The organism is Actinoplanes sp. HUAS TT8, from assembly GCF_051380535.1.
In the GTDB taxonomy this organism is placed as follows: Bacteria; Actinomycetota; Actinomycetes; order Mycobacteriales; family Micromonosporaceae; genus Actinoplanes.
In genome coordinates this window covers 1366079-1391812 of the sequence record NZ_CP195646.1, presented here as the reverse complement: position 1 = coordinate 1391812, position 25734 = coordinate 1366079, and the positions used below count along the sequence as shown (strand labels likewise).

20 protein-coding genes and 1 pseudogene are annotated in these 25734 nt (G+C 71.8%); 13 read left to right on the top strand and 8 right to left on the bottom strand.

Annotation, left to right across the window (positions count from 1 at the left end):
• Positions 1-41: 41 nt before the first annotated feature.
• The 5 genes from ACSHV8_RS06130 to ACSHV8_RS06110 form a co-directional block, all read right to left on the bottom strand.
• Positions 42-863 (bottom strand): NPP1 family protein, encoded by an 822-nt coding sequence (locus ACSHV8_RS06130; RefSeq protein WP_436530235.1) that lies wholly within the window; start codon positions 861-863, stop codon positions 42-44.
• A gap of 262 nt (positions 864-1125) precedes the next feature.
• The gene (locus tag ACSHV8_RS06125) at positions 1126-1767 is read right to left on the bottom strand and encodes a response regulator transcription factor (RefSeq protein ID WP_436536693.1); all 642 of its coding nucleotides are present in this window, start codon (positions 1765-1767) and stop codon (positions 1126-1128) included.
• Positions 1737-1970 carry a hypothetical protein gene (locus tag ACSHV8_RS06120; protein ID WP_436537376.1) on the bottom strand — a complete coding sequence of 78 codons (234 nt, stop codon included), beginning with the start codon at positions 1968-1970 and terminating at the stop codon, positions 1737-1739. Before ACSHV8_RS06120 ends, ACSHV8_RS06125 begins: the two co-directional genes overlap by 31 nt.
• Positions 1971-2078: 108 nt before the next feature.
• The gene (locus ACSHV8_RS06115) at positions 2079-2282 is read right to left on the bottom strand and encodes a hypothetical protein (protein WP_436530233.1); all 204 of its coding nucleotides are present in this window, start codon (positions 2280-2282) and stop codon (positions 2079-2081) included.
• On the bottom strand, positions 2279-3574 hold the full coding sequence (locus tag ACSHV8_RS06110; protein WP_436530231.1) for a sensor histidine kinase: 1296 nt from the start codon (positions 3572-3574) through the stop codon (positions 2279-2281). Before ACSHV8_RS06110 ends, ACSHV8_RS06115 begins: the two co-directional genes overlap by 4 nt.
• Positions 3575-3678: 104 nt before the next feature.
• Here ACSHV8_RS06110 and ACSHV8_RS06105 point away from each other — a divergent pair, with 104 nt between their 5' ends.
• On the top strand, positions 3679-4437 hold the full coding sequence (locus tag ACSHV8_RS06105; protein WP_436530229.1) for an ABC transporter ATP-binding protein: 759 nt from the start codon (positions 3679-3681) through the stop codon (positions 4435-4437).
• Positions 4434-6875 (top strand): ABC transporter permease, encoded by a 2442-nt coding sequence (locus tag ACSHV8_RS06100; RefSeq protein ID WP_436530227.1) that lies wholly within the window; start codon positions 4434-4436, stop codon positions 6873-6875. The genes ACSHV8_RS06105 and ACSHV8_RS06100 overlap by 4 nt, the downstream gene beginning before the upstream one ends.
• A 398-nt stretch (positions 6876-7273) precedes the next feature.
• Here the strand turns inward: ACSHV8_RS06100 and ACSHV8_RS06095 are convergent, their stop codons facing one another.
• Positions 7274-8491 carry an EAL and HDOD domain-containing protein gene (locus tag ACSHV8_RS06095; protein WP_436530225.1) on the bottom strand — a complete coding sequence of 406 codons (1218 nt, stop codon included), beginning with the start codon at positions 8489-8491 and terminating at the stop codon, positions 7274-7276.
• 208 nt (positions 8492-8699) lie between these two features.
• On the opposite strand from ACSHV8_RS06095, the gene ACSHV8_RS06090 reads away from it, so the two are divergent.
• The 8 genes from ACSHV8_RS06090 to ACSHV8_RS06055 all read left to right on the top strand — a co-directional run bounded on the left by ACSHV8_RS06090 (position 8700) and on the right by ACSHV8_RS06055 (position 19551).
• Positions 8700-10253 (top strand): long-chain-fatty-acid--CoA ligase, encoded by a 1554-nt coding sequence (locus ACSHV8_RS06090; protein WP_436530223.1) that lies wholly within the window; start codon positions 8700-8702, stop codon positions 10251-10253.
• Between the two features lie 173 nt (positions 10254-10426).
• Complete coding sequence (locus ACSHV8_RS06085; RefSeq protein WP_436530221.1) at positions 10427-11734, top strand: hypothetical protein; 1308 nt, start codon at positions 10427-10429, stop codon at positions 11732-11734.
• On the top strand, positions 11731-12708 hold the full coding sequence (locus ACSHV8_RS06080; RefSeq protein ID WP_436530219.1) for a glutamate ABC transporter substrate-binding protein: 978 nt from the start codon (positions 11731-11733) through the stop codon (positions 12706-12708). The genes ACSHV8_RS06085 and ACSHV8_RS06080 overlap by 4 nt, the downstream gene beginning before the upstream one ends.
• Positions 12705-13886, top strand: coding sequence for a hypothetical protein (locus tag ACSHV8_RS06075; RefSeq protein ID WP_436530217.1), 1182 nt, complete (start codon positions 12705-12707; stop codon positions 13884-13886). Before ACSHV8_RS06080 ends, ACSHV8_RS06075 begins: the two co-directional genes overlap by 4 nt.
• Positions 13883-16240 (top strand): tetratricopeptide repeat protein, encoded by a 2358-nt coding sequence (locus ACSHV8_RS06070; RefSeq protein WP_436530215.1) that lies wholly within the window; start codon positions 13883-13885, stop codon positions 16238-16240. Before ACSHV8_RS06075 ends, ACSHV8_RS06070 begins: the two co-directional genes overlap by 4 nt.
• A gap of 41 nt (positions 16241-16281) precedes the next feature.
• Positions 16282-17616 (top strand): PP2C family protein-serine/threonine phosphatase, encoded by a 1335-nt coding sequence (locus ACSHV8_RS06065; RefSeq protein ID WP_436530213.1) that lies wholly within the window; start codon positions 16282-16284, stop codon positions 17614-17616.
• A 10-nt stretch (positions 17617-17626) separates the two neighbouring features.
• Positions 17627-18892 (top strand): vWA domain-containing protein, encoded by a 1266-nt coding sequence (locus tag ACSHV8_RS06060; RefSeq protein ID WP_436530211.1) that lies wholly within the window; start codon positions 17627-17629, stop codon positions 18890-18892.
• Positions 18889-19551 (top strand): FHA domain-containing protein, encoded by a 663-nt coding sequence (locus tag ACSHV8_RS06055; protein WP_436530209.1) that lies wholly within the window; start codon positions 18889-18891, stop codon positions 19549-19551. Before ACSHV8_RS06060 ends, ACSHV8_RS06055 begins: the two co-directional genes overlap by 4 nt.
• On the opposite strand, the gene ACSHV8_RS06050 is transcribed toward ACSHV8_RS06055, so the two are convergent.
• Complete coding sequence (locus tag ACSHV8_RS06050; RefSeq protein WP_436530207.1) at positions 19523-20050, bottom strand: snapalysin family zinc-dependent metalloprotease; 528 nt, start codon at positions 20048-20050, stop codon at positions 19523-19525. The genes ACSHV8_RS06055 and ACSHV8_RS06050 overlap by 29 nt on opposite strands.
• Before the next feature lie 120 nt (positions 20051-20170).
• Here ACSHV8_RS06050 and ACSHV8_RS06045 point away from each other — a divergent pair, with 120 nt between their 5' ends.
• From ACSHV8_RS06045 to ACSHV8_RS06035, 3 genes are all read left to right on the top strand, one after another.
• Positions 20171-22384: an ATP-binding protein gene (locus ACSHV8_RS06045; protein ID WP_436530205.1), complete on the top strand. Its 2214-nt coding sequence runs from the start codon at positions 20171-20173 to the stop codon at positions 22382-22384.
• A gap of 115 nt (positions 22385-22499) precedes the next feature.
• Positions 22500-23330, top strand: a complete 831-nt coding sequence (locus tag ACSHV8_RS06040) for an alpha/beta fold hydrolase (protein ID WP_436530204.1) — start codon at positions 22500-22502, stop codon at positions 23328-23330.
• Positions 23331-23540: 210 nt separating this feature from the next.
• Positions 23541-24755, top strand: coding sequence for an MFS transporter (locus tag ACSHV8_RS06035; RefSeq protein ID WP_436530202.1), 1215 nt, complete (start codon positions 23541-23543; stop codon positions 24753-24755).
• 245 nt (positions 24756-25000) lie between these two features.
• Here ACSHV8_RS06035 and ACSHV8_RS06030 read toward each other — a convergent pair.
• Positions 25001-25471: pseudogene (locus tag ACSHV8_RS06030) on the bottom strand (HupE/UreJ family protein); the annotation flags it as partial.
• Positions 25472-25734 lie beyond the last annotated feature (263 nt).

The window sequence follows — 25734 nt, the reverse complement described above, 5'->3', positions numbered from 1 at the left end:
GGGCCGGAGTCGTCCGGCCCGCCCCGCACCCGTCGTTCTCGTCAGGCCGCCGGGTTGAAGGTGATGCCGGAGGGCATCGCCTCGGTGATCAGGCCGACGAAGTTCGCATCCTTGAGTCCGAAGTTGGCGCTGCCGAAGTCGTAGTCACTGAGCGTGGTGCGGATCCCCGCCGACGGGAACCCGTTCCAGCCGACAAGCGTCGGATACTGCCAGGTGTGGTACGCATTCTCCGGCGGCTCGTCGCCGGAGTTGGCGAGCCGGAAGCAGTGCGTACTCGCGCCGTCCTTGTGATAGACGATCTTCGGGTGGTTGCCGGTCCAGATCACGCTGCTCGCCGCGTAGATCGTGAAGTCCCCGTGATTCGAGGTCGACACGTACTTCGCGACGTCGTTCTGGGTCCAGACGACGACGTGCTCCCAGTCGTGGCGGTGCCCGCCGATCGAGCTGTTGGCCAGGGCCTGGTCCTTCTCGAAGTAGAGCCCGTACGCGATGGCGCACCACCCGTTGTTGCACTTGTACCGCGAGTAGCCGTTGGTGTTGTCCAGGTCGGCCGTGTCGTGGCAGTCACCGCTGAGCGAGCCGGTCGGCTTGAGCCCGCCGTTGACCGTGCCGGTCGGTCCGATCGCCGGCGTCGGGTAGCAGCCGTCGGTGTCGTAGTCGTACGCCGGCTGCCACTTCGTCTCGATCGCCTCGGCGTTACCGGGCAGCTTGGTCGGCGGCGCGGCGAGCGCCGGCGTGGCCGCGGCAACAACCAGGGCGAGCGCACTGCCGGCGACGATCGCCGACCGCCGCGCGGCCCGGCCGAAGGCCCACCGGCCGGACCGGGTGGGGGTGGGCTCGGGGGGATTGGTCGGGGAAACCATGGGCCGAACTCCTTCGTACATCGATCGGGGATGATCGTTACGAGGGATTTCCGCATCCCCGTCCGGTGCCCGAGGGGCCATCAGGCAGCGCCCGGATCAACGCTGCGCAAACACTCCCCCGCACACCGCGGCGGCCTACCCGCGAGTAACGAACGGGCTCAGCCTGCCCGGCGTCACCGCCGTAATCAATAGTCACTGTTCAATTAACAAGCCATCCTGAACTGGCGGTCTTCTCGAAACAGCCGTGAACCGGAGCACCCCCTCAACCGCGTAGGTAGGCCAGAACCGCCCGGACCCGCCGGTGATCGTCCGCGTCGGGTGGCAGGTCCAGTTTGGTCAGCAGGCTGTTGATGTGCTTGGCCACCGCCGCGTCGGTGACCCTGAGCTCCCGGGCGATCGCCGCGTTCGACCGGCCCTCGGCCATCAGCCCCAGCACCTCCCGTTCGCGAACGGTGAGCCGGTTCAGCGGATCCCGCCGCCGGGACAACAGCTGCCGGACCACTTCCGGGTCCACCACCGTCCGCCCGCCCGCCACCGCAATCAGCGCGTCGATGAACTCGGTCACCTCACCGACCCGGTCCTTGAGCAGATATCCGAGCCCGCCCGACTGCCCGGAGTCGAGCAGCTCACGCGCATAGGTCTGCTCGACGTACTGACTCAGCACCAGCACCGGCAGCCGCGGATTCTCGGTCCGCAGCGCGAGCGCCGCCTGAAGCCCCTCGTCGCTGTACCCCGGCGGCATCCGCACGTCGGTGACCACCACGTCGGGCTTGTGCTCGGCGACCGCCTTCACCAGCTCGTCGGCGTCACCGACCGCCGCCACCGCCTCATGCCCGAACCGCTGCAGCACCCCCGCGACACCCTCCCGGAAAATCACCCCGTCCTCCGCGATGACCACCCGCAGACCCCCGCCGGCAATGCCCGCCGGTCCAGCAACGCCCGCCCCGGCACCACCCGCACCACCAGCAGCGCCCGCCCCGGCACCGCCCGCAACGCCCACCACGGCACTCCCCGCACCACCAGCAGCGCCCACACCAGCAGCGCCCACACCGGCAGCGCCCACCCCGGCACCACCCGCACCACCGGCAGCGCCCACACCGGCACCATCGGCAGCGCCCGCACCACCGGCCGGAGTCCAAGCCGGAGATCCGGCCGCCCCGCCGACCGGAGATCCGGAATCCGCCGAACCCGGTTTCCAAGCGCCGTATTCGCCGCTCATGCGCCCACCCCCAAGATCTGGCCCTCGCGGGCGCCGACGCCGACGCGGGCGTCTGCGCGGGCGCGGGCGTCTGCGCGGGCGCGGGCGTTGGCGTCGGCGTTGGCGTCGGCGTCGGCGTCGGCGTCGGCGTTGGCATCAGCGCGGAACGGAAGCCGGGAATCCGGCCGGCCCAGTCCGTGGGTGCGGTATTCGCTGCTCATGCGCGTGCCCCTGCGGTCTGGCCGGCGCGGACCGACGTCAGCGGCGGCGACTCGTCCGGTGGGACGGGGATCTCGACCCGCAGGGCTGTGGGGCCGCCGGGTGGGCTGGCGATCGCGACCGTGCCGTCGAGGACGGCAACGCGATCAGCCAGGCCGAGCAGCCCCGAGCCCCCGGCCGGATCGGCGCCGCCACGGCCGTCGTCGCGGACCTCGACGATCAGGCGACCCTGGTCGACCCGGCCGGACACGCTCGCCCGGGTGGCGCCGCTGTGTTTCGTCACGTTCGTCAGAGCCTCCACGATCACGAAGTACGCGGTGACCTCCAGCGCCGCCGACAGGCGCCCGGGCAGCGTGAACGTCAGGTCGACCGGCAACGGCACGGTCGAGGCCACCTCACCGGCCGCCGCGGCCAGGCCCCGGTCGGTGAGCACCTTGGGATGCACACCCCGGATCAGCTCGCGGATCTCGGTCAGCGCCTGTTTGGCCAAGCTCTGCGCCTCGACCAGGTATTTCTCCGCCGGACTACCGGGTGGCAGCTCCAGTCTGGCCATGCCGAGCTGGATGTTCATCGCCACCATCCGCTGCTGGGCGCCGTCGTGGAGATCGCGCTCGATCCGGCGTCTCTCCACCTCGAACGCGTCGACCAGGCGGGCCCGGGACCGGGTCACCTCGATCAGCCTCTCGGCGGCGTCGTGCGCCCGCGGGGCCAGGATCGCCCGGGCCATCGCGGCCCGAGCCCCGGCCCACGCGGTCACCGGCCAGGCCAGCACCAGCGTCAGCGGCACGCCGGCCACGGCCAGCGCGAGCCGGTTGGCCATCGGTTCGTCGGTCATGTAGAACGGCGCCCCGAAGGTCGCACCCACCACGTAGAAAACGGCACCGACGACCAACGAGTCCATCCAGCAGAGCAGACCGGCCGACACTGTCGCGTAGCCCAGCTCGCGCCAGGTGGCCTGCTCCCGCAGCCGTGTCCTCAGCCAGGCCCGGACACCGGGCTCGGGAACCGGCCGATGCGGGTCGGGCAGCTCGTCCAGATCGACCAGGCGCAGGCGACGACGCTCCATCCGGGCCACCACGACGCCGGAGAGGATCATCGCCACATAGCAGGCCAGGCCGATCGCGACGATCGACAGCACCGCGCCGACCAGGATGAGCGCGAGGGCAGCGAGTACGGTGGCGAACCCGAGGACGGCACCACCGCTGAGATAGACAAGTGAGCGCCACGGCCAGGCCGAGCGCAGGAACTCGGTCGGCCGGAGAGTGAGCGCATCGAGCGGGTTGCGAACCGGCATGTGGGGCACGGTACCGCCGCGGCGGGCCGCCGACAGTAGTGCTGGCGTTACCTTCGAACCTCACCCCTGCGTGAATGTGCCGGGCCTCGCGAACCGGTTGGCTGATGCCCATGACGACGCGAGCAGACACAGCCGCCGTGGAGATGCGTGCGGTCACCAAACGCTACGGCCAGGCCGACAGCGCGGTGACCGCGCTCGACGGCGTGGACGCACGGTTCTCCCCGGGCACGTTCACCGCCGTGATGGGCCCGTCCGGCTCCGGCAAGTCCACCTTTCTTCACTGCGCGGCCGGGCTCGACCGGGTGACGGCCGGCGAGGTTCTGATCGACGGCGTGCCGATCGGGAGCCTGGGCGAGCGGGCGCTCACCAGGTTGCGGCGCAGCCGGGTCGGCTTCGTCTTCCAGGCGTTCAACCTGATCCCGGCCCTGACCGCGGCCCAGAACGTGGTGCTTCCGCTGCGCCTGGCCGGCCGGAGACCGCGTCCGGGCGAGGTGGCCGCGATGCTGGGTGAGGTGGGTCTCGCCGAGCGGGCCGGCCATCGACCCTCGGAGCTCTCCGGCGGCCAGCAGCAGCGGGTGGCGATCGCCCGTGCCCTGGTCACCCGGCCCGCGGTGATCTTCGCAGACGAGCCGACCGGCGCGCTCGACGCTCGGTCCGGGGCCGAGGTGCTGCGCCTGCTGCGGTCCGCGGTCGACCGGCACGGCCAGACCATCGTGATGGTCACCCATGACCCGGTGGCCGCGGCGCACGCCGATCGGGTGTTGTTCCTGGCCGACGGCCGGGTGGTCGACGACCTGACCGGCCCGGTCGGGGCGGAGAAGATCGCGGTCCACACCGCCCGGCTCGAGGAGTCGGCCCGATGACGGCCTGGGCGATGGTCCGGCACCGGTTCGCGAGCTTCGCCGGCACGTTCGTGGCGATTGCGCTGGGAGTGGCCGTGGTGGCCGGCTCGGTGACGCTGTACCTCTCCTCGCAGCCTCGACCGCCCGAGCGGTACCGGGCGTCCCCGATCGCGGTGCAGGCGCCGTCGGTGGGCACGAACGACTACGGCGAGCCGGAGATCCGTTCGTGGACCCCGGCCGAGCTGGCCGAGGTGTCGGCGAAACTCCGGCAGGATCCACGGATCACCGCTGCGATCCCCGATCCGTTCTTCTACGTGCAGCGACAGGGCACCGAGGATCACGGGTCGGCGCGGCTGGACGGCCACGCCTGGTCGTCGGCGGCACTCGGCGGTTACCGGCTGACCTCGGGCACCGCCCCCGCCAGAAGGGGTGAGGTGGTCCTCAGCGTGACCGGGACCGGCCTGGCCCCCGGCGACACCGTCGCGGTGCTGACCGCGGCCGGGCCGGAGACGTGGAGGATCACCGGGACGACCGACGGCCCCGGTTATTACGTGACGGACGGCGATGCCTTGGCGCGGGCCTCCGGCGTACGCGCCATGGGTCTGACCGTGACCGGGGATCAAGCGCAAGTGGCGGACGCGGCGCAAGCCCTGATCGGCGCGGCCGGAACGGTCCGTGCCGGGTCGGATCGGGCCGTTCTGGAGCCGGCGGCGGTCACCCGGATCCGGTGGCTCGGGGCGCAGTTGCTGATCGCGATGGTCACTCTGGGTGCCTTTGCCACGGTGTTCGTGGTCGCCTCGACGTGTGCGCTGACCGCCGCGCAGCGACGGCGTGAGCTGGGTCTTCTGCGGGCGGCGGGTGCGACGCCGGGGCAGGTGCGCCGGATGATGTACGCCGAGACCGCGCTCGTGGCGCTGCTGGCGGGGTTGGTCGGTGCGCCGCTGGGTACCGCGCTGGCTCCGTTGCTGGCCGGGCCGATGACCGACCTCGGCCTGGAGCCGCCCGGGTTCGAGGTGACCTGGCAACCGCTCGCGGCCGGAGGCGCTGTTCTGCTCGGCCTGGTGGTCGCGCTGGTCGGAGTGGCGGTGGCGGCCCGCCGGGCCAGCCGGGTTCCGCCGTTGGCGGCCCTGCGGGACGCGGCGGCCGAGACCCGGGCGATGACGCCCGCACGGTGGGTGTTCGGGCTGATCAGCGTCGCGCTCGGGGCAGCGCTGCTGGCCGCGATGCCGTCGATGGCGACGGCGTCCAAGACCACCGCCGGGCTGGGCGCCGCGATGCTGCTGCTGACCGCGGGAGCATTGCTCGCACCGGTGGTGATCGGGCCGCTGGTGCGGATGGTGACCGGGCCGTGGCGGGGTTCGGCGACCGGGATGGTGGTTCGGGAGGGCACGTTGACCGGTGTTCGGCGGGTCGCTTCGACGGCGGCGCCGGTGCTGGTCACAGTCGGGATGACGGTACTTCTGACCGGGATGACCGCGACGATCGACGAGGCGGAGGGGATCGACGAGGCCGCGGCGATCCCGGCCGCGACCGTGCTGGCACCGGACGGCACGCCTGGGCTGGGCGAGGCCGCCGTTCGCGCTCAGCACGGCAGTTCGCGGCTGTCCACCCACATCCTGGTCGAGCACGGTCGGGGCGAGCCAGGTCCGGTCGATCCTGGGCTGGGCGATCCTGGGCTGGACGATTCGGGTCTGGGCGAACGGGGGCTGGGCGAACCGGGGCTGGGCGAACCGGGGCTGGGCCGGGACGGGGCGAGGATCACCGGTGAGGAGGCTGTGGGTGTCGACGGCGCGCTGGTCACGCTCACACCGGAGGCCGCCGAGACGGTCGGTGCCTCGGCCGGGTCGCCGATCACATTGCGGTTCGCTGACGGCACGGTCACTTCGCTTGAGGTACGGAAGATCGACGCTGATGCCGCGGCACCCGTGGTTCTTCCACGGGATCTCGTGCGGCGCCACGATCCTGACGCTCTGACCGATCTCGTCGTGCTCGACGGGGAGCCGCGGGCGGTGGCCGGGGCCCGGGTGATGACGGCGCGGGACTACGGGCGCGAGCAGGTGGCCGAGGAGGGCGATCTGGTCGACCTGTTCCTCTGGGTGCTGATCGGGCTGACCGCGGGGTACACGGCGATCGCGGTGTCGAACACGCTGCTGATGGCCACGGCGGCGCGGCGGCCCGAGTTCCGGGCGCTGCGGCTGGCCGGCGCCGGGCTCGGGCAGGTGCTGCGTGTCACCACGGCGGAGGCGCTGCTCGCGACGCTCGTGGGGGCGCTGCTGGGTGGCGCGGTCGGCGGGTTCTCGCTGTTCGGGGTGCGCGCCGCGGTCGAGGACGAGCTCGGGAGGGAGGTGGCATTGATCATCCCGTGGAGCGCGGCGCTCGGGGTGGCCGCGTTGTGCGCGCTGCTCGCCGTGGCCGCGACGGCGGTGCCGGTGCTGCGCCGCACCGCCCTGGCGCACTGAACCGCCTCACCGAAACCGGGCAGGTGGATAACGGCAGGCCGGATCGAACACGGCCGGCCCTCGGCGCAGCTCGGATCGGGCCGAGCCGGGGCCGGGGTTGGGCCTGGCACGGGCCACGCTGAGGACGTGCGGGGCCTGGCACGAGCCTAGCCGAGCACAGACCGGCCGGGCCGGGGCTGGCCGGGGCTGGCCGGGGCTGGACGGGCACAAGCTGGCTGGGCCCGGCTGGGCCGGCCGCGAGCTGGGCCGGCCGGGCTGAGCCGGGCCGGGCTGAGCCGGGCCGGGCCGGGCTGAGCCGGGCCGGGCCGGGCTGAGCCGGGCCGGGCACGAACTGGGCCGGGCACGAACTGGGCCGGGCACGAACTGGGCTGGGCTGGGCCGAGTGGGTTGGGGGTGGGTCAGCGGCGGCGTTTGGGGTTGAAGCGGTGGGCGGCGGTGAGGGTGCGGGTGGACCAGCGCATGGCGTCGAGGGCCGGTACCGCGAGGTCTTCGGAACCGGGTTCGCCGGCTTCGTAGGCGCGGACCGCGTTCAGGACCTGGCCGAGGCGGCCGGTGCCGTGGGTGAGGGCGTCCGAGACGTCCGCGGTCAACGGCAGGTGCTCGACCATCTGCTCCGACGTGAAGCCCATCAGGCGGCCCATGCCGGTGACCAGGCCGGCCACGAAGGCGGCGCCCGGGTCGGCGCCGAAGCGGGCGGCCAGGTTCTCGCAGAGGCGGGCCTGGGTGAGGGCGGTGAGCAGCTGCTCCTCCGGGGCCTCGGCGACGTCGTCGACCACCATGAGGGTGGCCCAGCGGCGGATCCGGGTCAGGCCGACCAGCATGACGGCCTGGCGGACCGAGGAGATGCGGCTGACCACGCCGGCCGCGACCGAGTTGCTGACGCGGAGGACCCGCATGGCCAGGGCCGGGTCGCTGACGATGATCGAGGTGATCTTCTCGAGTTGGACGTCCGGGGACATCAGGGCGGCGACCAGTTCGAGGCGGCGCAGCCGGGACGGCGACAGGCTGGGCGCGGTCAGCACCTGGGGGCGGCTCAGCGCGTACCCCTGGCGAAGTTCCATGCCGTACTTGTCGGCGATCGCGATCTGGACGTCGGTCTCCAGCCGTTCGGCGACCAGTTGGATGCCGGCGAACTGGCGGCACGCGGCGACGATCTCGTCGAGCCGGCTCAGGTCGCCGTCGAGGAGGTCGAGCTTGACGTAGGAGGCCAGCCCGAGCAGCTGCTCGTGCCCGGATCCCCAGACGAAGTCGTCCAGGGCGATCCGGTATCCGGCCTCGGCCAGCGAGGTGATCCCTTCGATCACCTCGTCGTCCACCGTGACGGTTTCCAGAACCTCGAGGACCACCTGCTCGGGGCCGAACGGCAAGGGCAGCCGTCCGGTCACGAACTCGCGGGTGAGGTTGATGAAGCACGGCCGATTCCCGGCCACCTCGGCGATGCCGAACTCGGTGAACGCGTTGATCATGACCGTACTGGTGGCATATGTGTCCTGCCGGCCGGACGCGACATCGTCCATGCGGCCGCGGAAGAGCAGCTCGTACGCGACGACGGCGCCCGAGGCGTCAAAGATCGGTTGACGACCGACGTGCACCGCATCCATCACCGGAATTCCCACGTCGGAGCCATCGGCGCGAAACCCGGCGACCTGACGAATCCGGGCAGGAAAACAGTCTGTCGCTTCGAAGAAACGATGACGAAACGGTGGGTTCCGCCGGACCCGAACACGTGTTGGGATGAGACCACCGTCACAGCGCGCGTGCGCGGAAGCGCGCGAGCAGAGCGACAAGCGCCGCCACAGGCATCATTCGAAGGGATTCCACCGGATGCTCAACCTCTCCGTCCTGCTGGAGGACAGCGCCCGCCGCTACCCGGACCGCGCCGCGGTGGTGCTCGGCCCGCAGCGCCTCACCTACGCGCAGGTGGACGCGGCGGCGAACCAGGTGGCGGCCATGCTGGTGGCCCGGGGCATCCAGCCCGGCGACAAGGTCGCGTTGTCCTGCCCGAACCTGCCGTACTTCCCGGTGATCTACTACGGGATCCTGAAGGCCGGCGCGGTCGTCGTCCCGCTGAACGTGCTGCTCAAGGCCCGCGAGATCACGTATCACCTGAACGATTCCGAGGCGAAGGCGTACTTCTGTTTCCAGGGCACCCCCGAGCTGCCGATGGGCGCCGAGGGGCATGCGGGTTTCGAGGGCGCGGCCGGCTGCGAGCATTTCTTCCTGGTCACCGCCGACCCGGCGGCCGTTTCCCCGATCGCCGGGGCGGAGACGCTCGGGCAGGCGCTGGCCGGTCACGGCCCGGTGTTCGAGACCGTGCTGCGCGCCGAGACGGACGCCGCCGTGATCCTGTACACCAGTGGCACGACCGGTCAGGCCAAGGGCGCCGAGCTGTCCCACTCGAATCTGGTGCTCAACGCGCTGACCTGCAACCGGCTGTTCAGTTCGCAGCCGGCCACCGACACGCATCTGCTGGTGCTGCCGTTGTTCCACTCGTTCGGTTCGACGGTCAACATGAACGCCGGTTTCTCGGTCGCGGCGACGCTGGTGCTGCTGCCGCGTTTCGACGCGAACGCGGCCGTGCAGCTGTTGCAGAGCGAGAACGTGACGTTCTTCGCCGGCGTCCCGACCATGTACTGGGGTCTGCTGAACGCGCTCGGCACGAACGAGAACGTCGACGTGGAGCGGATCGCGGCCAACATGCGGGTCGCGGTCTCCGGCGGTTCGAGCCTGCCGGTCGAGATCATCAAAGCGGTCAAGGAGCGCTTCGGGGTCACGATTCTCGAGGGGTACGGCCTGTCCGAGACGTCCCCGGTGGCCACGTTCAGCGATCCGGACGGCGAGCCGCGCCCGGGTTCGATCGGTATCCCGATCTGGGGTGTCGAGGTGAAGCTGATCGACCCGGAGTGGAACACGGTCGGCGGCGTCGACGAGATCGGCGAGGTCGCGGTGCGCGGGCACAACATCATGAACGGCTACTACAACCGGCCCGAGGCGACCGCCGAGGTGATGCGCAACGGCTGGTTCCGCACCGGTGACCTGGCCCGACGGGACAAGGACGGCTTCTACTACATCGTCGACCGGGCCAAGGACATGATCATCCGGGGTGGCTTCAACGTCTACCCGCGGGAGATCGAGGAGGTTCTGATCACCCACGAGGCGGTGTCGCTGGCCGCGGTGATCGGGGTGCCGCACGCCAGCCACGGCGAGGAGGTCAAGGCGTTCGTGATCCTGAATCCGGGCGCCACGGTCACCGAGGACGAACTGGTCGCGTGGGGCAAGGAGCAGATGGCCTCGTACAAGTACCCGCGGATCGTCAAGATCGTCGAGGCGCTGCCGATGACCGCGACCGGCAAGCTGCTCAAACGCGAGCTGAGCTGATCAGCACCCGAAAGGCAGCGAAAGCGACGCCCGGCGGTTATCCCGCCGGGCGTCCCTGGTCTTTAGACTCGCACCCACGAAAGTCCGGCGGGATCACCGAGAGCCGACCGAGATCACTTGCGTCCGTGACGCACAGTGGACGGGCAGGCACCCCCGGCGTACAGGAGGCACGCGTGACCACAGCCCTGGCGCAGAGGACCCCACCGGCCGCGGCCTATGCGCCGCCCCCGAGCGGCGTCCTGCACCGGGTTGCCGGCCTGCGGCACACCTCCCCCGGCCGCCTGCAGCTGATCCTGGCCGTCCTGCTCGTCCTGGGCCTGCTCACCGGCCTGGTCACCGGTCTGACGGCGCACGCCGCGAGCACCGGCACGGCCGAGCTCGGCAACCGTTCCCAGCCGCTGCTGGCCGAGGCCGAGACGATCTATTCGGCGCTGGCCGACGCCGACACCACGGCCGCTCAGGCGTTCCTGGCCGGCGGCCTGGAGCCGACGAAGCTGACCGATCGCTACAACGCGGATCTGGCCCGCGCCGGCACGTCGCTGACCAGCGCGGCCCGGCTGGTCCCGGACGATAGCGAGGCGAGTCACGCGGTCGAGGCGCTCGCCACTGGCCTGGCCAAGTATGCGGCGCTGGTCGCCACCGCCCGGGCCGACAACCGTCAGGGGCTGCCGCTCGGCGCGTCGTACCTGTCGGCCGCCTCCCAGCTGAACCGGGAGACGTTGCAGCCGCAGGCGCAGGCGCTGTTCCGGATCGCCTCCGACGAGATCGACTCGGGGTACGACGCGGCCCGCGGCACCTGGTGGCTGATCCTGTTGCTGGTGCTGGTCGTCTCGCTGGGTGTCGCGCTGCTGTGGAGTCAGGGTTATCTGAGCCGCACCACGCACCGCACGTTCAACGTCCCGCTGGTCGCCGCGACCGGCCTGTTCGCGCTGCTGGCCCTGATGACCGTGTCGGTCTTCGCCAACCAGCGCAGCCATCTGGACGACGCCGCGATCAAGGGTTCCCGGCCGGTCGAGGCGCTGGCCGAGATCCGCATCCTGGTGCTGACCGAGCGGGCCGACGAGGCGTTGACGCTGGCCGCGCACGGGTCGAACGACAAAGAGGCCGACTTCCAGCGGGCCAGTGACGCCATCGACTTCGACGACGCGCGGCTGGCCCAGGTGCGGTCCTTCGCCGATCGGGCCGACGGCCAGCACCGGGCCTACCTGGACATCCACGCCGGGGTGCGCAAGCTGGACCAGGACGGTGACTACGACGGCGCGGTCGCCAAGGCGATCAGCGACGACGCGGCCCAGCAGTTCAATCAGGTGACGACGACGCTGGACAGCGCGATCGACAACCGCAAGGCCGCTTTCACCGAGGAGATCGGGGCGGCCGGCGATTGGCTGGACCTGCTGACCCTGATGGGCCCGCTCCTCGCCCTGGGGGCCTGCGCCCTCGCCGTGATCGGCATCCGCGCCCGCCTGGAGGAGTACCGATGAGCGCCCGCTTCAAGAGCCGCCTGGTCCCGGTCGCGGCCGTCGTGACCCTCCTGCTCGGCACGGCCGCCTGCTCGGGCGATTCCTCCCAGCGCTACGACGCCCAGCCCACCACGGGCGCGACCGGTGCCGCGCCGGGCCAGTCCCCCACCCCGCAGGCCACCCCGGCCAACTGCAATCCGCGGGCCAGCATCCGTCCGACCGGCGCGCTGCCGGCGGCCGGGAAGATGCCCGCGGGCACCTGGATGGCCGAGATCCAGAAGCGCGGCCGGGTCATCCTCGGCACCAGCCAGGACACCCTGCTGTTCAGTTCGCGCAATCCGTTCACCGGCAAGGTCGAGGGTTTCGACGTCGACATGGGCCGGATGATCGCCCAGGCGATCTTCGGCGACCCGGACAAACTTCAGATCAAGGTCATCGGGTACGACCAGCGGGTCAACGCCGTGCTCAAGGGCGACGTCGACCTGGTCGCCGACACGATGACCGCGAACTGCGTCCGCTGGAAGGACGTCGACTTCTCCGCGATCTACTATGAGGCCGGCCAGAAGGCGCTGGTCAAGAAGGACTCGCCGGCCAAGAGCATCACCGACCTGGGCGGGCAGAAGGTCTGCTCGGCGGCCGGCTCGACGTCGTACGACAACATCGGCGAGGTGAAGAGCGATCCGCCCCCGGTCGCGGTGGCCAAGGCGAGTTTCGGCGACTGTCTGGTGGCGTTCCAGCAGAACGAGGTGGACGCCATCTCCACCGACGACACCATCCTGGCCGGGATGGCCGCCCAGGATCCGTACGCGAAGGTGATCGGCGACCGGTTCACCCAGGAGCCGTACGGTATGGCCATCAACAAGCAGCATCGGGAGTTCACCCAGTTCGTCAACGCCGTGCTGGCCAAGGCCCAGCAGGACGGCACCTGGGCGAAGACCTACGAGAAGTGGCTGGGCGGCACGGCCCCGAAGCCACCGGCGGCGCAGTACCAATGACGGCCCCCTCGGTAGCCCCCGCCGACGCCGAGCTGGCCCGCCTCGAGACCGCGGTCGAGGCGATGTCGCGCAACCTGGTCGAGCTCGACCAGCTGCCGGCCCGCCACGACCTGGACAGCAAGACGCTGACCGGGCGCACCGCGACCGAGTGGGCGGACGCGAGCGCGGCGCTGGCCACGCTCTGGGACGGGTTCCGCCTGCTCTCCGAGTCGATCGCGCGGGCCCAGTCGTTGCGCGGCCAGCGGCGGCTCAGCGACAGCGACCGGGCCAAGTTCGTGCACGAGGTGCTCGGCCCGTCGATCCTGCTCTCCACCACCACCGTGCCGCTGGCCCAGCGCGGGCTGCTCGGCGCCGGCCAGGTGACCACCACCTGCTCGCCGGCCGAGTTGCTGGCCGCGATGGAGCGCTCGTTCACCGTCGCCATCGACGTCGCGACCCGGGCCGCCGACGCCTGGCAGCGGCTGTTGCCGGCGGCCGGCGACGTGGCCGCCGCGCTGAAGCGGGCCCGGGACGCGGGCGCCCCGGCCGCGCTGCTGAATCAGGCCGACCGGCTGCTCGGCGACCTGACCGGCACTCTCGCGGGCGATCCGCTCGGCGCCGACCCGTCGGTGCTCGACCGCGTCCGGGCCCTGATCGACCGGGCCGACGCCGAACGCACCTCGGCCGTGGAGCTGCGCGACTCGCTGACCCGGCGGCTGGCCGAGGCCCGCGCCCGGGCCGACGAGCTGGACAAGGCCGAACGCGCCGCCAGTGAGGCCCGCGAGCGGGTGGACGGCCGTTTCCCGCCGTCGCAGATCGCCGGTGTCCGCAAGCTGAATCTGCGCCCCGACCTGGCCGCGGTCGAGGCGCTGGCCCTGGCCGGGCAGTGGGCGCTGGTCAGTCCGCCGCTGGCCCGCTGGAGCCGGGAGGCGCAGGAGCGGCTGGCCGCGCTCGCGGTCGTCCGCGCCCACAACGAGCGGCTGCTGGCCGACCGCGGCGAGCTGCGCGGCCGGCTGAGCGCCTACCAGGCCAAGGCGCTGCGGCACGGGCTGAGCGAGCACCCGAGCCTGACCCCGCTCGCCGACCGGGCCCGCGCTCTTCTGCACACCGCGCCGTGCGAGCTGGAGCAGGCTCGCGCGGCCGTGAACGCGTACCAGGAAATGCTGACCGCCACGATCGCAAGGGATGCCCGGTCATGAAATGCCAGCGGAACTGTCCCGGGACCATCGAAGACGGCTACTGCGACACCTGCGGGCTCGCCCCGGCCAAGGCCGCGCAACCGGCGCAGAACGCGCAACCGACAAGTACGCCGCCGATCGCCGCCACCACCGATTGCCGACGCGACGGCTGCGACGGCACGATCGAGGACGGCTACTGCGACACCTGCGGGCTGGCCCCGGCCAACCGGAACAGCACGCCGGTGAGCACGAGCAACGCCCCGATCCCGAAGCAGCGGACCGACACGACCAACACCCAGAGCTCGTCGCGCACCACCGGCACCGGCGCGTTGTCCACCCGTACCGGTGGAAGTCGCCGCGGAAGCGGCCGCACGGGCTCAAGTCGTCGCTTCGGCAGCGGCCTGGTCGAGATCGCCCCGATCGCCAAGGTCGACCCGGCCAGCACCCTGATGGCCGATCCGGAGGTTCCGGAGTCGAAGCGCTACTGCGCCAAGTGCAACAACCCGGTCGGCCGGTCCCGCGGTGACCGCCCGGGCCGCACCTCCGGTTTCTGCCCGCACTGCGGCGAGGGTTTCAACTTCACGCCCAAGCTGGTCAAGGGCGACATCGTCGGCGGGCAGTACGAGGTGGCCGGCGCCCTGGCCCACGGCGGCCTGGGCTGGGTCTACCTGGCCATCGACCTGAACGTGTCCAAGCGCTGGGTGGTCCTGAAGGGTCTGCTGAACTCGGCCGACGAGGACGCGCTGGCCGCTGCCCTGGCCGAGCAGCGGTTCCTGGCCGAGGTCGAGCACCCGAACATCGTCAAGATCTACAACTTCTGCGAGCACGACGGCGCCGGCTACATCGTGATGGAGTACGTCGGCGGCAAGTCGCTCAAGGACATGCTCAAGCAGCGCCGTGACGCCAACGGCGGGGACGCCGATCCGCTGCCGCTCGACCAGGCCCTGGAGTACCTGATCGAGATCATGCCGGCCTTCGCCTACCTGCACGAGCGTGGCCTGATCTTCTGCGACTTCAAGCCGGACAACGTGATCCAGTCCGGTGACCAGATGAAGCTGATCGACCTCGGCGGGGTCGTACACATCGACGACGAGGAGGCCGCGCTCTACGGCACGGTCGGCTTCCAGGCGCCGGAGATGGCCACCGACGGCCCGTCGATCGCCTCCGACCTGTACACGATCGGCCGCACCCTGGCCGTGCTGACCACCGACTTCCGCGGCTACCAGAGCACGTTCAAGGAGAGCCTGCCCGACCGCGACTCGTTCGAGGTCTACAAGCGGCACGAGTCGTTCTACCGGCTGGTCGACCGCGCGACCCGCCCGCACCCGGACGACCGGTTCGTCGACTCGGCCGAGATGCAGGAGCAGATGCTCGGCGTGCTGCGCCAGGTCGTGGCCGAGCAGGGCACGCCCAAGCCGGCCGCCTCCAAGGTGTTCACCGGCGAGCTGCGCACCGATCTGAAGTCGGACGCGCCGCGCTGGCAGGACCTGCCGACCCCGCTGATCGACCTGACCGATCCGGCCGCCGGTTTCCTCGCCTCGATCACGGTGACCGAGCCGGCCGAGGTGCTGGCCCTGCTCAAGCACGCGCCGCAGGAGACCACCGAGGTGCGGCTGCGGGCGATCCGGGCACAGATCGACCTGGGCGCTCGCACCCAGAGCTTCGACGAGGCGCGGAAGGCGCGCGACCGGTTCGCCGCCCTCGAAGGTCAGGACTGGCGTCTGGCCTGGTACGACGGGCTGCTCGCGCTGGCCGGTCAGGACTTCGCGGCCGCGCGGGCCCGGTTCGACGCGGTCTGGGCGGCCCTGCCGGGCGAGCTGGCGCCGCAGCTCGCGCTCGGGTTCGCCGAGGAGCTGGACGGGAAGCACCCGGTCGCGACCGGTTACTACGACGTGGTCAGCCGCACCGATCCGGCGTACACGACGGCGGCGGCCGGGCTGGCCCGTTGCCGGCTCGCCAACGGTGACCGGGCCGGTGCGGTGGAGGCCTACCAGCGGGTGCCCGGCACCTCCTCGGCGTACGCGATCTCGCAGGTCGGTGCCGTGCGGGCGCTGGTCCGGGCGCATCCGGTGGCGCAGGTGGACGTGAAGTCGCTGACCGACGCGGCCGCGCTGATCGAGCGTCTCGAGGTGGAGCGGGCGCAGCTGGCCGAGCTCCGGGCCGAGCTGCTGGAGCAGGCGCTGGCGTCGTTGCGCGGTGGTGCGAGGATTCCGGCGGCGGTGCTCGGGGGTACGCAGGCCGGTGACACCGGGGAGAAGGACGTGCGGTTCGCGCTCGAGGACGCGTACCGGGAGATGGCCCGCGCCGCGCACGGGCCGGACAAGATCCGTCTCGTCGACCTGGCCAACACGGCCCGGCCGCGGACCCGGACCTGAGTCGAAGAGCACCTGATGGGACCGTCCCGAGAGAAGGCAAGTTGATTCTGACCGAGTGCGACTCCTGTGCCGAGGGGCGCGCCTCCGGCGCCTCGTTCTGCGAGGCGTGCGGGCGCCCGCTGAACGAGACCGCTGCCATCGGCTCCGCCGATGAATTCTCCGCCGGTGACGGTGCGCCGTCCGGTGCCGACTCCGCCTCGGGCGAGGCCGACCCGATCGACGGTACGGACGAGGCCCCCGCCCCCGCGCCGGAAACCGGCCGCCGCCCGGGCCGGGACTGCCCGCACTGCGGTGCGACCGGCGCCGTCGACCCGGACGGGTACTGCGAGGAGTGCGGCCTGCTGGCCGGCCGGCCCCGCGACCACACCGAGGCCGACGGTGACGTGGTGGCCGCCGCGGTCAGCGACCGGGGCCGCCGGCACCACCGCAACGAGGACGCGATGTGGCTGGCCGTCGGGGCGGATGCGGCCGACGTGGTGGTCTGCGACGGCGTCTCGTCCTCGTTCGACCCGGACGTGGCCTCCGACATCGCCGCCAAGACGGCCGGTGAGCTGCTCGCCCGCGCCCAGCACCCGGGCGACCGGCCCGCGCGCGAGGAGCCGGCCCCGGAGGATGCCGCGCCGGCGCCGGACGAGACGACGGTGGACGTGACGCCGGAGGCGGACGCGGGGGACGACGCGGACGCGACCGAGCGGCTCACGCCCGTACGGGAAACCGGTCTTGATCGTGATGCGGCGCAGCCGCCGGATCCGGCCCGGCCGATCGCCGAGGTGGTCGGGATGGCCATCCAGGGCGCCGGGCAGGCGGTGGCCGAGCTGGTGAAGAGCGGCGACCCGCGGCGGACGGCCTCCAACCCGGCGTGCACGATCGTCGCCGCCGCGGTGCGCGGCCCGCACGTCGGATTCGGCTGGGTCGGCGACAGCCGCGCCTACTGGGTGACCAAGAACGGTCCGGCCGAGCAGCTCACCGAGGACGACTCGTGGGCCCGGCACGTGATCGCGATGGGCGCCGACCCGCGGGTGGCGATGAACGACCCGAAGGCGCACGCGATCACCGCATGGCTGGGCGCGGACGCCGGGCCGATCCTGCCGCACATCGGCGCGTTCACCGCGCGCACCCCCGGCCACCTGGTGCTCTGCAGCGACGGACTGTGGAACTACCTGACCGACCCGGTCGACTTCGGCGAGGCCGTGCGTTCGGCGCTGGGACTGGCGACCGGGTCGCGGCCGTTGCTCGAGGCGGCCCGCGCGCTCGTCACCTACGCCAACTCGGCCGGCGGCGCCGACAACATCACCGTGGCCATCGTGCCCGTTTCACCGCAGACCGAGGCGGACGCCGACGGCGACGCCGAGAACGACGAGCCCAGCGAAGCATAAGGAGTCTTCTGTGTCCTACAGCGCCGAGGCTTTCCAGAACGAGTATCTCGCCATGGGGGCGAGCGAGGTGAACGCGATCGTCACGGTCACCTCGTCGGGTGGAGAGGGCGGTCGCCGGACCGCCGAGGCCACCGAGATCATCATCGTGGACGCGTCCGGGTCGATGCAGGCCGAGGGCCGGATGGTGAACGCCCGGCAGGCGGCCAAGGCGGCGGTGAACGCGATCGACGACGGCGTCCGGTTCGCCATCATCGCCGGGGTCAGCACCGCCCAGCAGCTGTTCCCGTCCCCGGGCGAGCTCGCCGTCTCGTCGCCGCAGTCACGGGCCGACGCGATCCGGGCCGTCGACCGGCTGCAGGCCAGCGGCGGCACCGCGATGGGGGCCTGGCTGCTGCTCGCCAACCAGCTGTTCGACCAGCGGCCGGGCGACATCAAGCACGCCATCCTGCTCACCGACGGCGACAACGGCGAGCGGTACGGCTACCTGGAGAGCGTGCTCCAGCAGATCGCCGGCCGGTTCGCCTGCGACTGCCGGGGCGTCGGCACGAACTGGAAGGTCTCCGAGCTCCGCAAGATCGCCACGGCGATGCTGGGCACGGTCGACATCGTGGCCCGCCCGGAGGGGCTGACCGCCGCGTTCGAGCAGATGATCACCAACGCGATGGGCAAGACCAGCGCCGACGTGCAGCTCAAGGTCTGGACGCCGGTGAACGCCTCGGTCCGGTTCGTCAAGCAGGTCGAGCCGCAGGTGCTGGACCTGACCGGCAAGCGGGTCGAGGACGGCCCCCGCGCGGCCCGTTACCCGCTCGGCTCGTGGGGTCAGGAGAGCCGCGACTACCACGTCTGCATCGACGTGCCGGCCGGCAAGTCCGGTGACGAGATGCTGGCCGCCCGGATCTCCGTGGTCGAGGGTGACACCGTGCACGCGCAGAGCCTGGTCCGGGCGGTGTGGACCGAGGACACGGCGCTCTCCACCCGGATCAACCGGCAGGTCGCGCACTACACCGGGCAGGCTGAGCTGGCCGACGCGATCCAGGAGGGCATCGTCGCCCGCGAGGCCGGCGACGACGCCACCGCGACGATCAAGTTCGGCCGGGCCGCGCAGCTCGCCCACGCCAGCGGCAACACCGCCACCGAGGAACTGCTGGCCAAGGTGGTGGAGATCGAGGACGCGGCGACCGGGACGGTCCGGCTGCGGCGCAAGGTCAACGCCGAGGACGAGATGGCCCTGGACACCCAGAGCACCAAGACGGTTCGCGTCGGGCGGTCGCAGTGAGCACTTTCACCTGCCCGAACGGGCACGCCTCGGCCGAGGCGGACTACTGCGACACGTGCGGGGCCCGCATCAGCGGCGCGGCTCCCGCCGAGGCGCCGACCCTGGTCGACACCCCGCCGGTGTCGACGCCGAAGGGCGAGGAGTGCCCGCACTGCGGCACCCCTCGCGCCGGTCAGGCCCGGTTCTGCGAGGACTGCGGGTACGACCACACCACCGGCAAGATGCCGCAGCTCACCGAGGTGCTGCCGGCCCCGGTGGAGACCCCGGCCGGGGAGTGGACGGCGACGATGTTCGCCGACGCCGCCTACTTCGCGCTCAACGAGGTCGAGGGTGTGACGTTCCCGGCCGACACCGGCGAGCGGATCGTCACGCTGACCCCGCCGCAGGTGCGGATCGGGCGCAAGAGCGCGACCAAGGGCACCAGCCCGGAGATCGACCTGGCCGACTCCGACCCCGGGGCCTCGCACAACCACGCGCTGCTGACCCTGAACATCGACGGGGAGTGGCTGGTCACCGACCTGGGGTCGACCAACGGGACGTACATCAACGACGAGGACCAGCCGCTGACCGCCGGGCAGTCACGTGCCCTCAAGGACGGCGACCAGGTCCACGTCGGTGTCTGGACGACCCTTACGCTGCACGCCCCGCCTGCTCCGTGAAGTAGGCGGCCGGCACCGACACCGAGGTGCCGAACAGACGGTTGACGGTGGACGCCTCGGTGCTGCTCGGATTCGCGTTCGTGCAGCTCACCGGGGCGCTGCTGCCCGACATCAGGTCACTGCAGAGCCCGGTGCGGCGGTCCGGCAGCCCGAGGATGTGACCGAACTCGTGCGCGGCGATCCGCGGCTTGTAGTAGCCGTCGTTCACCGCTTCGCGGCCCATGTACCAGTACCCGTTGCCGAGCGTCGAGGTGTACGTGCGCGGCCAGCCGTTGTCCGCGTACACCCGGATGTTGGGGGTCTTCCCGGCCGGGACGGGTTCCAGGCGCACGTTGGTGACCTTGCTGTTCCAGATCTGTGCGCCCTGGTTGACGACGGCGACGAACTCCTGGGCCTGGCTGGCGTCGTAGTACAGGACCCGGACCGCGGCCTGCGCCGGAACGGCCCAGGCCAGCACGAACAGGAAGGCCAGGGCGGCGGCGACTCTCTTCATCAGCATGCCCCGACCCTACGAAAGACAACGATCGATATCGATGTATAGAGTCATACCGATTGATGCCTACGACTCACGTGATGTCCGCCGCTGCGCACTTCCGTGCGGGTGTGTTTGGGTGTGGCCGTGTCGGAGTTCGGAAGCAGACTGCGGGAACTGCGGCGCGCCGCGGGACTGACCATGGAACAGCTCGCCGAGGCGTCCGGCGTCAGCGCCCGGGCCATCAGCGACATGGAACGCGGCCACAGCCGGGCCCCCCAGGCCCGGACCCTGGTCGCCCTCACCGACGTGCTCGGCCCCGGCCTGGAGGACACCGCCCGCCAGCAGCGCACCCGATCCGCCGGCCGGCCCCGCCTGTGCGAGCTGCCCCGCGCGATCAACGACTTCGTCGGCCGGGCCGACGAGCTCGACCGGCTGCGCCGGCACGCCCTGGCCGGCCTCGGCGGGGCCCCGGTGGCCGTGGTCCACGGACAGCCCGGCCTGGGCAAGACCGCGCTGGCCGTGCGGCTGGCCGAGCAGCTGCGCGACCGCTACCCGGACGGCCTGTTCTACCTCGACCTGCGGGGCACCGACGCGGAACCGATGCCGGTCGGCGACGCGCTGGTCCGGCTGCTGCGCGTGCTCGAGGTGAACTCCCGGAAGATCGGCGAGAGCGACGACGAACGGTCCAGCCAGCTCCGGGCCGTGCTCGGCGAACGCCGCTGCCTGCTCGTGCTCGACAACGCCGGCAGCGAGGCCCAGGTCCGGCCACTGCTGCCCGGCGACGGCGAGAGCCTGGCCGTGGTCACCAGCCGGCGGGTCCTGGGCGGGCTGGCCGGCGTGGAACGGATCGCCCTGGCCCCGCTCGCCCCGCACGAGTCGGCCGCGCTGCTGCGGGCGACCGCCGTGCAGGCCGCCGACCCGCGTGCGGCGGCCGAGGTGGAGGCCGTGGCCCGGCTCTGCGGGCACCTGCCGCTGGCCCTGCGGATCGCCGGCACCCGCCTCGCCACCCGCCCCGCCTGGACGGTCGAGCACCTGGTCACCCGGCTGGCCGACGCCGACCGGCGGCTGGCCAACCTGACCACCGGCGACCTCGGGGTGGCCACCGCGTTCGCGCTCTCGCACGCACAGCTCACCAAGCCGGCCCGCGAGCTGTTCCGGCGGCTCGCGCACGCGCCCGGCGTGGACTTCGCGGCCACCCTGGCCGCGGTGCTCACCGGCGCCCACCCCGACGACGCCGCCGACGGCCTGGACGAACTGGTCGACCTCGGGCTGCTGCAGCAGTCCGGACCGGACCGGTACCGCTTCCACGACCTGATCCGGCTGTTCGCCGAGGAACGGCTCCGGATCGAGGAACCGGCCGGGACCCGCTCCGCGACGGCCAAGAAGATGAGCGACTGGCTGCTGGAGACCGCGGTCGTCGCCGGCCGCTGGTTCGAGCCCGGCTACGGCTGCCTTCCGGAGAACTGGTCCGGGCTGATCCCGCTGGCCACCGCCGAGGAGGCCGACACCTGGCTGCAGGCCGAACGGCGCAACTGGCTGGGCGCCCTGAACGCGGCCTTCCGCGGCGGGCAGTACCAACTGGTCGTCGACGTGGCCGAGGCGATGCACTGGTACTCGGACAAGTACGTCCGGGCCGGCTACTGGTACGACGTGTACGCCCTGTCGGCCGCCGCCGCCGCGAAACTGCCGGACCGGCGGCAGGAGGTCACGCACATCAACTACTTCTCCTGGGCGGCCACCCAGTGCGCCCGGCGGCCGGACGAGGGCGCCCGGATCGCCATGGACGCCCACCGGGTCGCCGTCGAGCTGGGCGACGTCAAGGAACAGGCCTGGGCGCTGCGCTACGCGGGCGACGCGTGGCGGCACGCCGGCGTCCCCGAGAAGGCCTACCCGGTGTACCTGCAGGCCGCCGGTCTCGCCGATTCCGTCGACGACCACGACGGCTACGTCATGCTGCGCTCCGGGATCGGCCGGGCCCTCAACGAGCTGGGCCGCATCGAGGAGGCGATCGCCGAGAGCACGGCCGTGCTGCGCGAGATCGCCCGGCGGCCGGTGGCGCACCGGCCCGAACTCGGCGCGCGGATCAACGCGCACCTCACCCGGGCCGAGGCCCTGACCACGCTCGGGCGCTGGGCCGAGGCGCTGCGGGAGGCGGAGGAACTGCTGCCGGACACCGACGAGTTCGGCTACCCCGGGTACCGGGCCGAGGCGCACCTGATCATCGGCCGGGCCCGGCTCGCGCTGGGCTCCCGCGAGGCGGCTCGCCCGTCCGTCCACATCGCCAACAAGCTGCTGGAGGACTTCCCGCACAGCCGGCTGCAGAACCTGGCCCGGGAGACCCTGCAGGTGCTGGCCTGACACCGCCGTACGCGGAAATGGTTCTGCGTATTGTTCTGCATGGTCCGGACCCGGCCGCGCTGATTGCATGGGAGTACGGCCGCGCCACCCGGCGCGGCTCCCCGAAAGGAACCCCATGGGCTACGTGACCACGTCCGACGGCACCAACATCTACTTCAAGGACTGGGGCACCGGCCGTCCGGTCGTCCTCAGCCACGGATGGCCGCTGAACTCGGACAGCTGGGAGGCGCAGCAGCTGTTCCTGGCGCAGAACGGCTACCGGGTCATCGCCCACGACCGTCGCGGTCACGGCCGGTCGGACCAGACGTGGACCGGCAACGAGATGGACACGTACGCCGCCGACCTGGCCGCCGTGATCGAGACCCTCGACCTGCGTGACATCACCCTGATCGGTTTCTCCACCGGTGGCGGCGAGATCTCCCGCTACATCGGCAACTACGGCACCGCCCGCGTCGCGCAGGCCGTGCTCGTCTCCTCGGTGCCGCCGCTCATGCTGCAGACCGAGGACAACCCGGGCGGCCTGCCGCTGTCCGTCTTCGACGGCATCCGCGAGGGCTCCCTGAAGGACCGCGGCCAGCTCTACCAGGACTTCGCGGCCGGCCCGTTCTTCGGCGCCAACCACGGCATCGAGGTCTCGCAGGCCGCCAAGGACGCGTTCTGGCTGCAGGGCCTGACCGGCGGGCACCACAACACGTACGAGAGCATCGCCGCCTTCTCGGCCACCGACTTCCGCGGTGACCTGGCCAAGTTCGACGTCCCGACCCTGGTCATCCACGGCGACGACGACCAGGTCGTACCGTTCGAGGTCGGCGGCAAGGCGTCGGCCGCGCTGATCAAGGGCGCCGAGCTGAAGGTGTACGCCGGTGCGCCGCACGGCATCACCGAGACGCACAAGGTGCAGCTGGGCGAGGACCTGCTGGCGTTCCTGAACACGTACGCCGCCTGATTCTCCTCGGTGCGGGGAAGCGTTAAGCTTCCCCGCACATTCCTTTTTCGGGGACACGTTCCCTTTTCGAGGAAAGGACGGGCATGCGCCTTCACCTGGACACGGTCGCCGCCTCGCCGCGAGAGCGCGCCGTCTGAGATTTCCCGGCGGTCAGCTCCTCGCCGCGAGCGGTCCCTCATCGACCGTTCATCCTTGGCTTGAGGAGCCGTTGTGCCTGCCCATTCCAATTTTGTACGTCTGTGGACCGCGGCCGCGGTCTCGAACCTGGGCGACGGGGTCACCATGGTGGCCGGTCCCCTGCTGCTCGCCACCGTCAGCGACTCACCCGCGCTGATCGCCGGCGGCGCCTTCGCCGGGCAGCTTCCCTGGTTGTTGTTCTCGCTGGTCAGCGGCGCCTTCGTGGACCGCCTGGACCGGCGCCGGGTGGTCGTCGTGGTGAACCTGGCGCGGGCCGGGGTGCTGGCCGGGCTGGCCGCGGTGATCGCCTCCGGACACGTGTCGGTGCCGGTGATCTATGCGGCGGTGTTCCTGCTCGGGGTCGGGGAGACGCTGGCCGACACCGCCTACGGGGCCCTGCTTCCGGCCGCGGTGGCGCCGCAGGATCTGGAGCGGGCCAACGGCCGGCTCGCCGCGACCTTCACCATCGCCGATCAGTTCGCCGGGAAACCGGTCGGGGCCTGGCTCTACGGGGTGGCGGCCGCGGTTCCCTTCGGGGTGGACGCGGTGAGTTTCGTGGTCGCGGCCGGGTTGATCGCGAGCCTCCGGCTCGGCCCGCCGGTTCCCGCGGTTCACGATCGGCGTGATCTGCGGGTGGAGATCGGCGAGGGGTTGCGCTGGCTCGGGCGGCACCGACTGTTGCGGACCCTCGCGACGGGGATGGGCGTCGCCAACATCGCCTTCTGCGCGGCCTTCGCGGTGTTCGTGCTCTACGCGCGGGAGCGCCTGGGCCTGTCCGATGTCGGCTACGGCTTCCTGCTGACCACGTTCGCCGTGGGCGGTCTGGTCGGCGCCGGTTCCGCCGCCCGCCTGGCCCACCGCTTCGGAACCGCCCGGGTTCTCCGGGCCGGCCTGATCGTCGAGGTCATCACCCATCTGACACTCGCCGTCACGACGAACCCGATCGTCGCCGGCAGTGTCATCGTGATCTTCGGCGTGCACACGACGGTGTGGGGTGTCCTCGTGGCGAGCATCCGGCAGCGGACCGTTCCCGATCAGCTCCGGGGCCGGGTCGGAAGCGCCTTCGGCCTCCTGGAGACCGGCGGGGCGGCGATCGGCTGGCTGCTCGGTGCGGCCCTCACTCAGTTCTGGTCCGTGACGACACCGTTCTGGCTCGCGGCCTTCGCGATGCTCACGGTGGTTGCCGCGGCCTGGCGGCCGCTTTCCCGGGCCGACACCATGTCGCGTACGGCGGTGAGCCGCCCCTGAAAGCGCCCTGGCCCCGGTCGCGCCCGGCCGGGGCTCACCAGGACGGCCCACGCCCCGGACACCACCGCCACCAGCGTCAACCCGGCCAGCAGCAGAACCGTGTGGGCGCCGATCCGGTCGGCCAGAGCCGCCACCGGGTTGGGCCGGCCGAGGCGTGCCACGAGCCAGCCGCCCGAGGCGATCGCGGCGAGGGCGGCCCCGGTCACCCGGAGGTAGGGCTGAACCGGGAGCCGGGCCGCGACGACCAGGGCGGGCAGTGCCACCGCGACGAGCAGCAGCTGAACGGCCTCGATGCCCAGGTTGAACCCGAGCAGGCTCACCGCCAGCCGGCTCCCGGACAACCCCATCCCGGCCAGCGTGAACGAGAACGCCAAGCCGTGTCCCAGCCCGAACAGGGCGGCCACCAGCGCTTCCCGGCACGGGAACAGCGGCCGGATCGCGTGCAGCGCCCCGACCAGGATGCTGGCGGCGATGAAGGCCTCCACCGGCCGGGACGGAAGGGCGACCCGGCCGAGCGCCGAGGCGGCCAGCGCCACCGAGTGCCCGGCCGTGAACGCGCAGGTCACCCCCGCGATGCGCCGGACCGCGGAACGCGCTCCGACGGACCCGCGCCAGCGCCCGCCCCGAGCCCGCACGGCGACCGGGAGCAGCAGCACCAGCAGGAACAGCAGATGGTCGGTGCCCTCCAGGATGTGCCGGCCGCCGAGCCGGACCATGGCCACGAAACCTCGCCACGCGCTGCCCGGGCCGAGGTCGACGGTCAGATCGGGAACGGTCATCGTGCGGGTGTCGAGCGCGATCACCCCGACCTGGGTGGCCGCCGATTCCGGAGCGCGCCCGGCCGCCCAGTCCTCCCGGACCGAGACCAGGACGGTGTGGGTGACGACCTGGTGCACGACCACGTCGTAGCCCAGCCGGAAATGCCGGAGGTCGCCCCCCGCGGGCGGGGTGAGGGTGGCGGTGACGAGCAGTTCGCGGT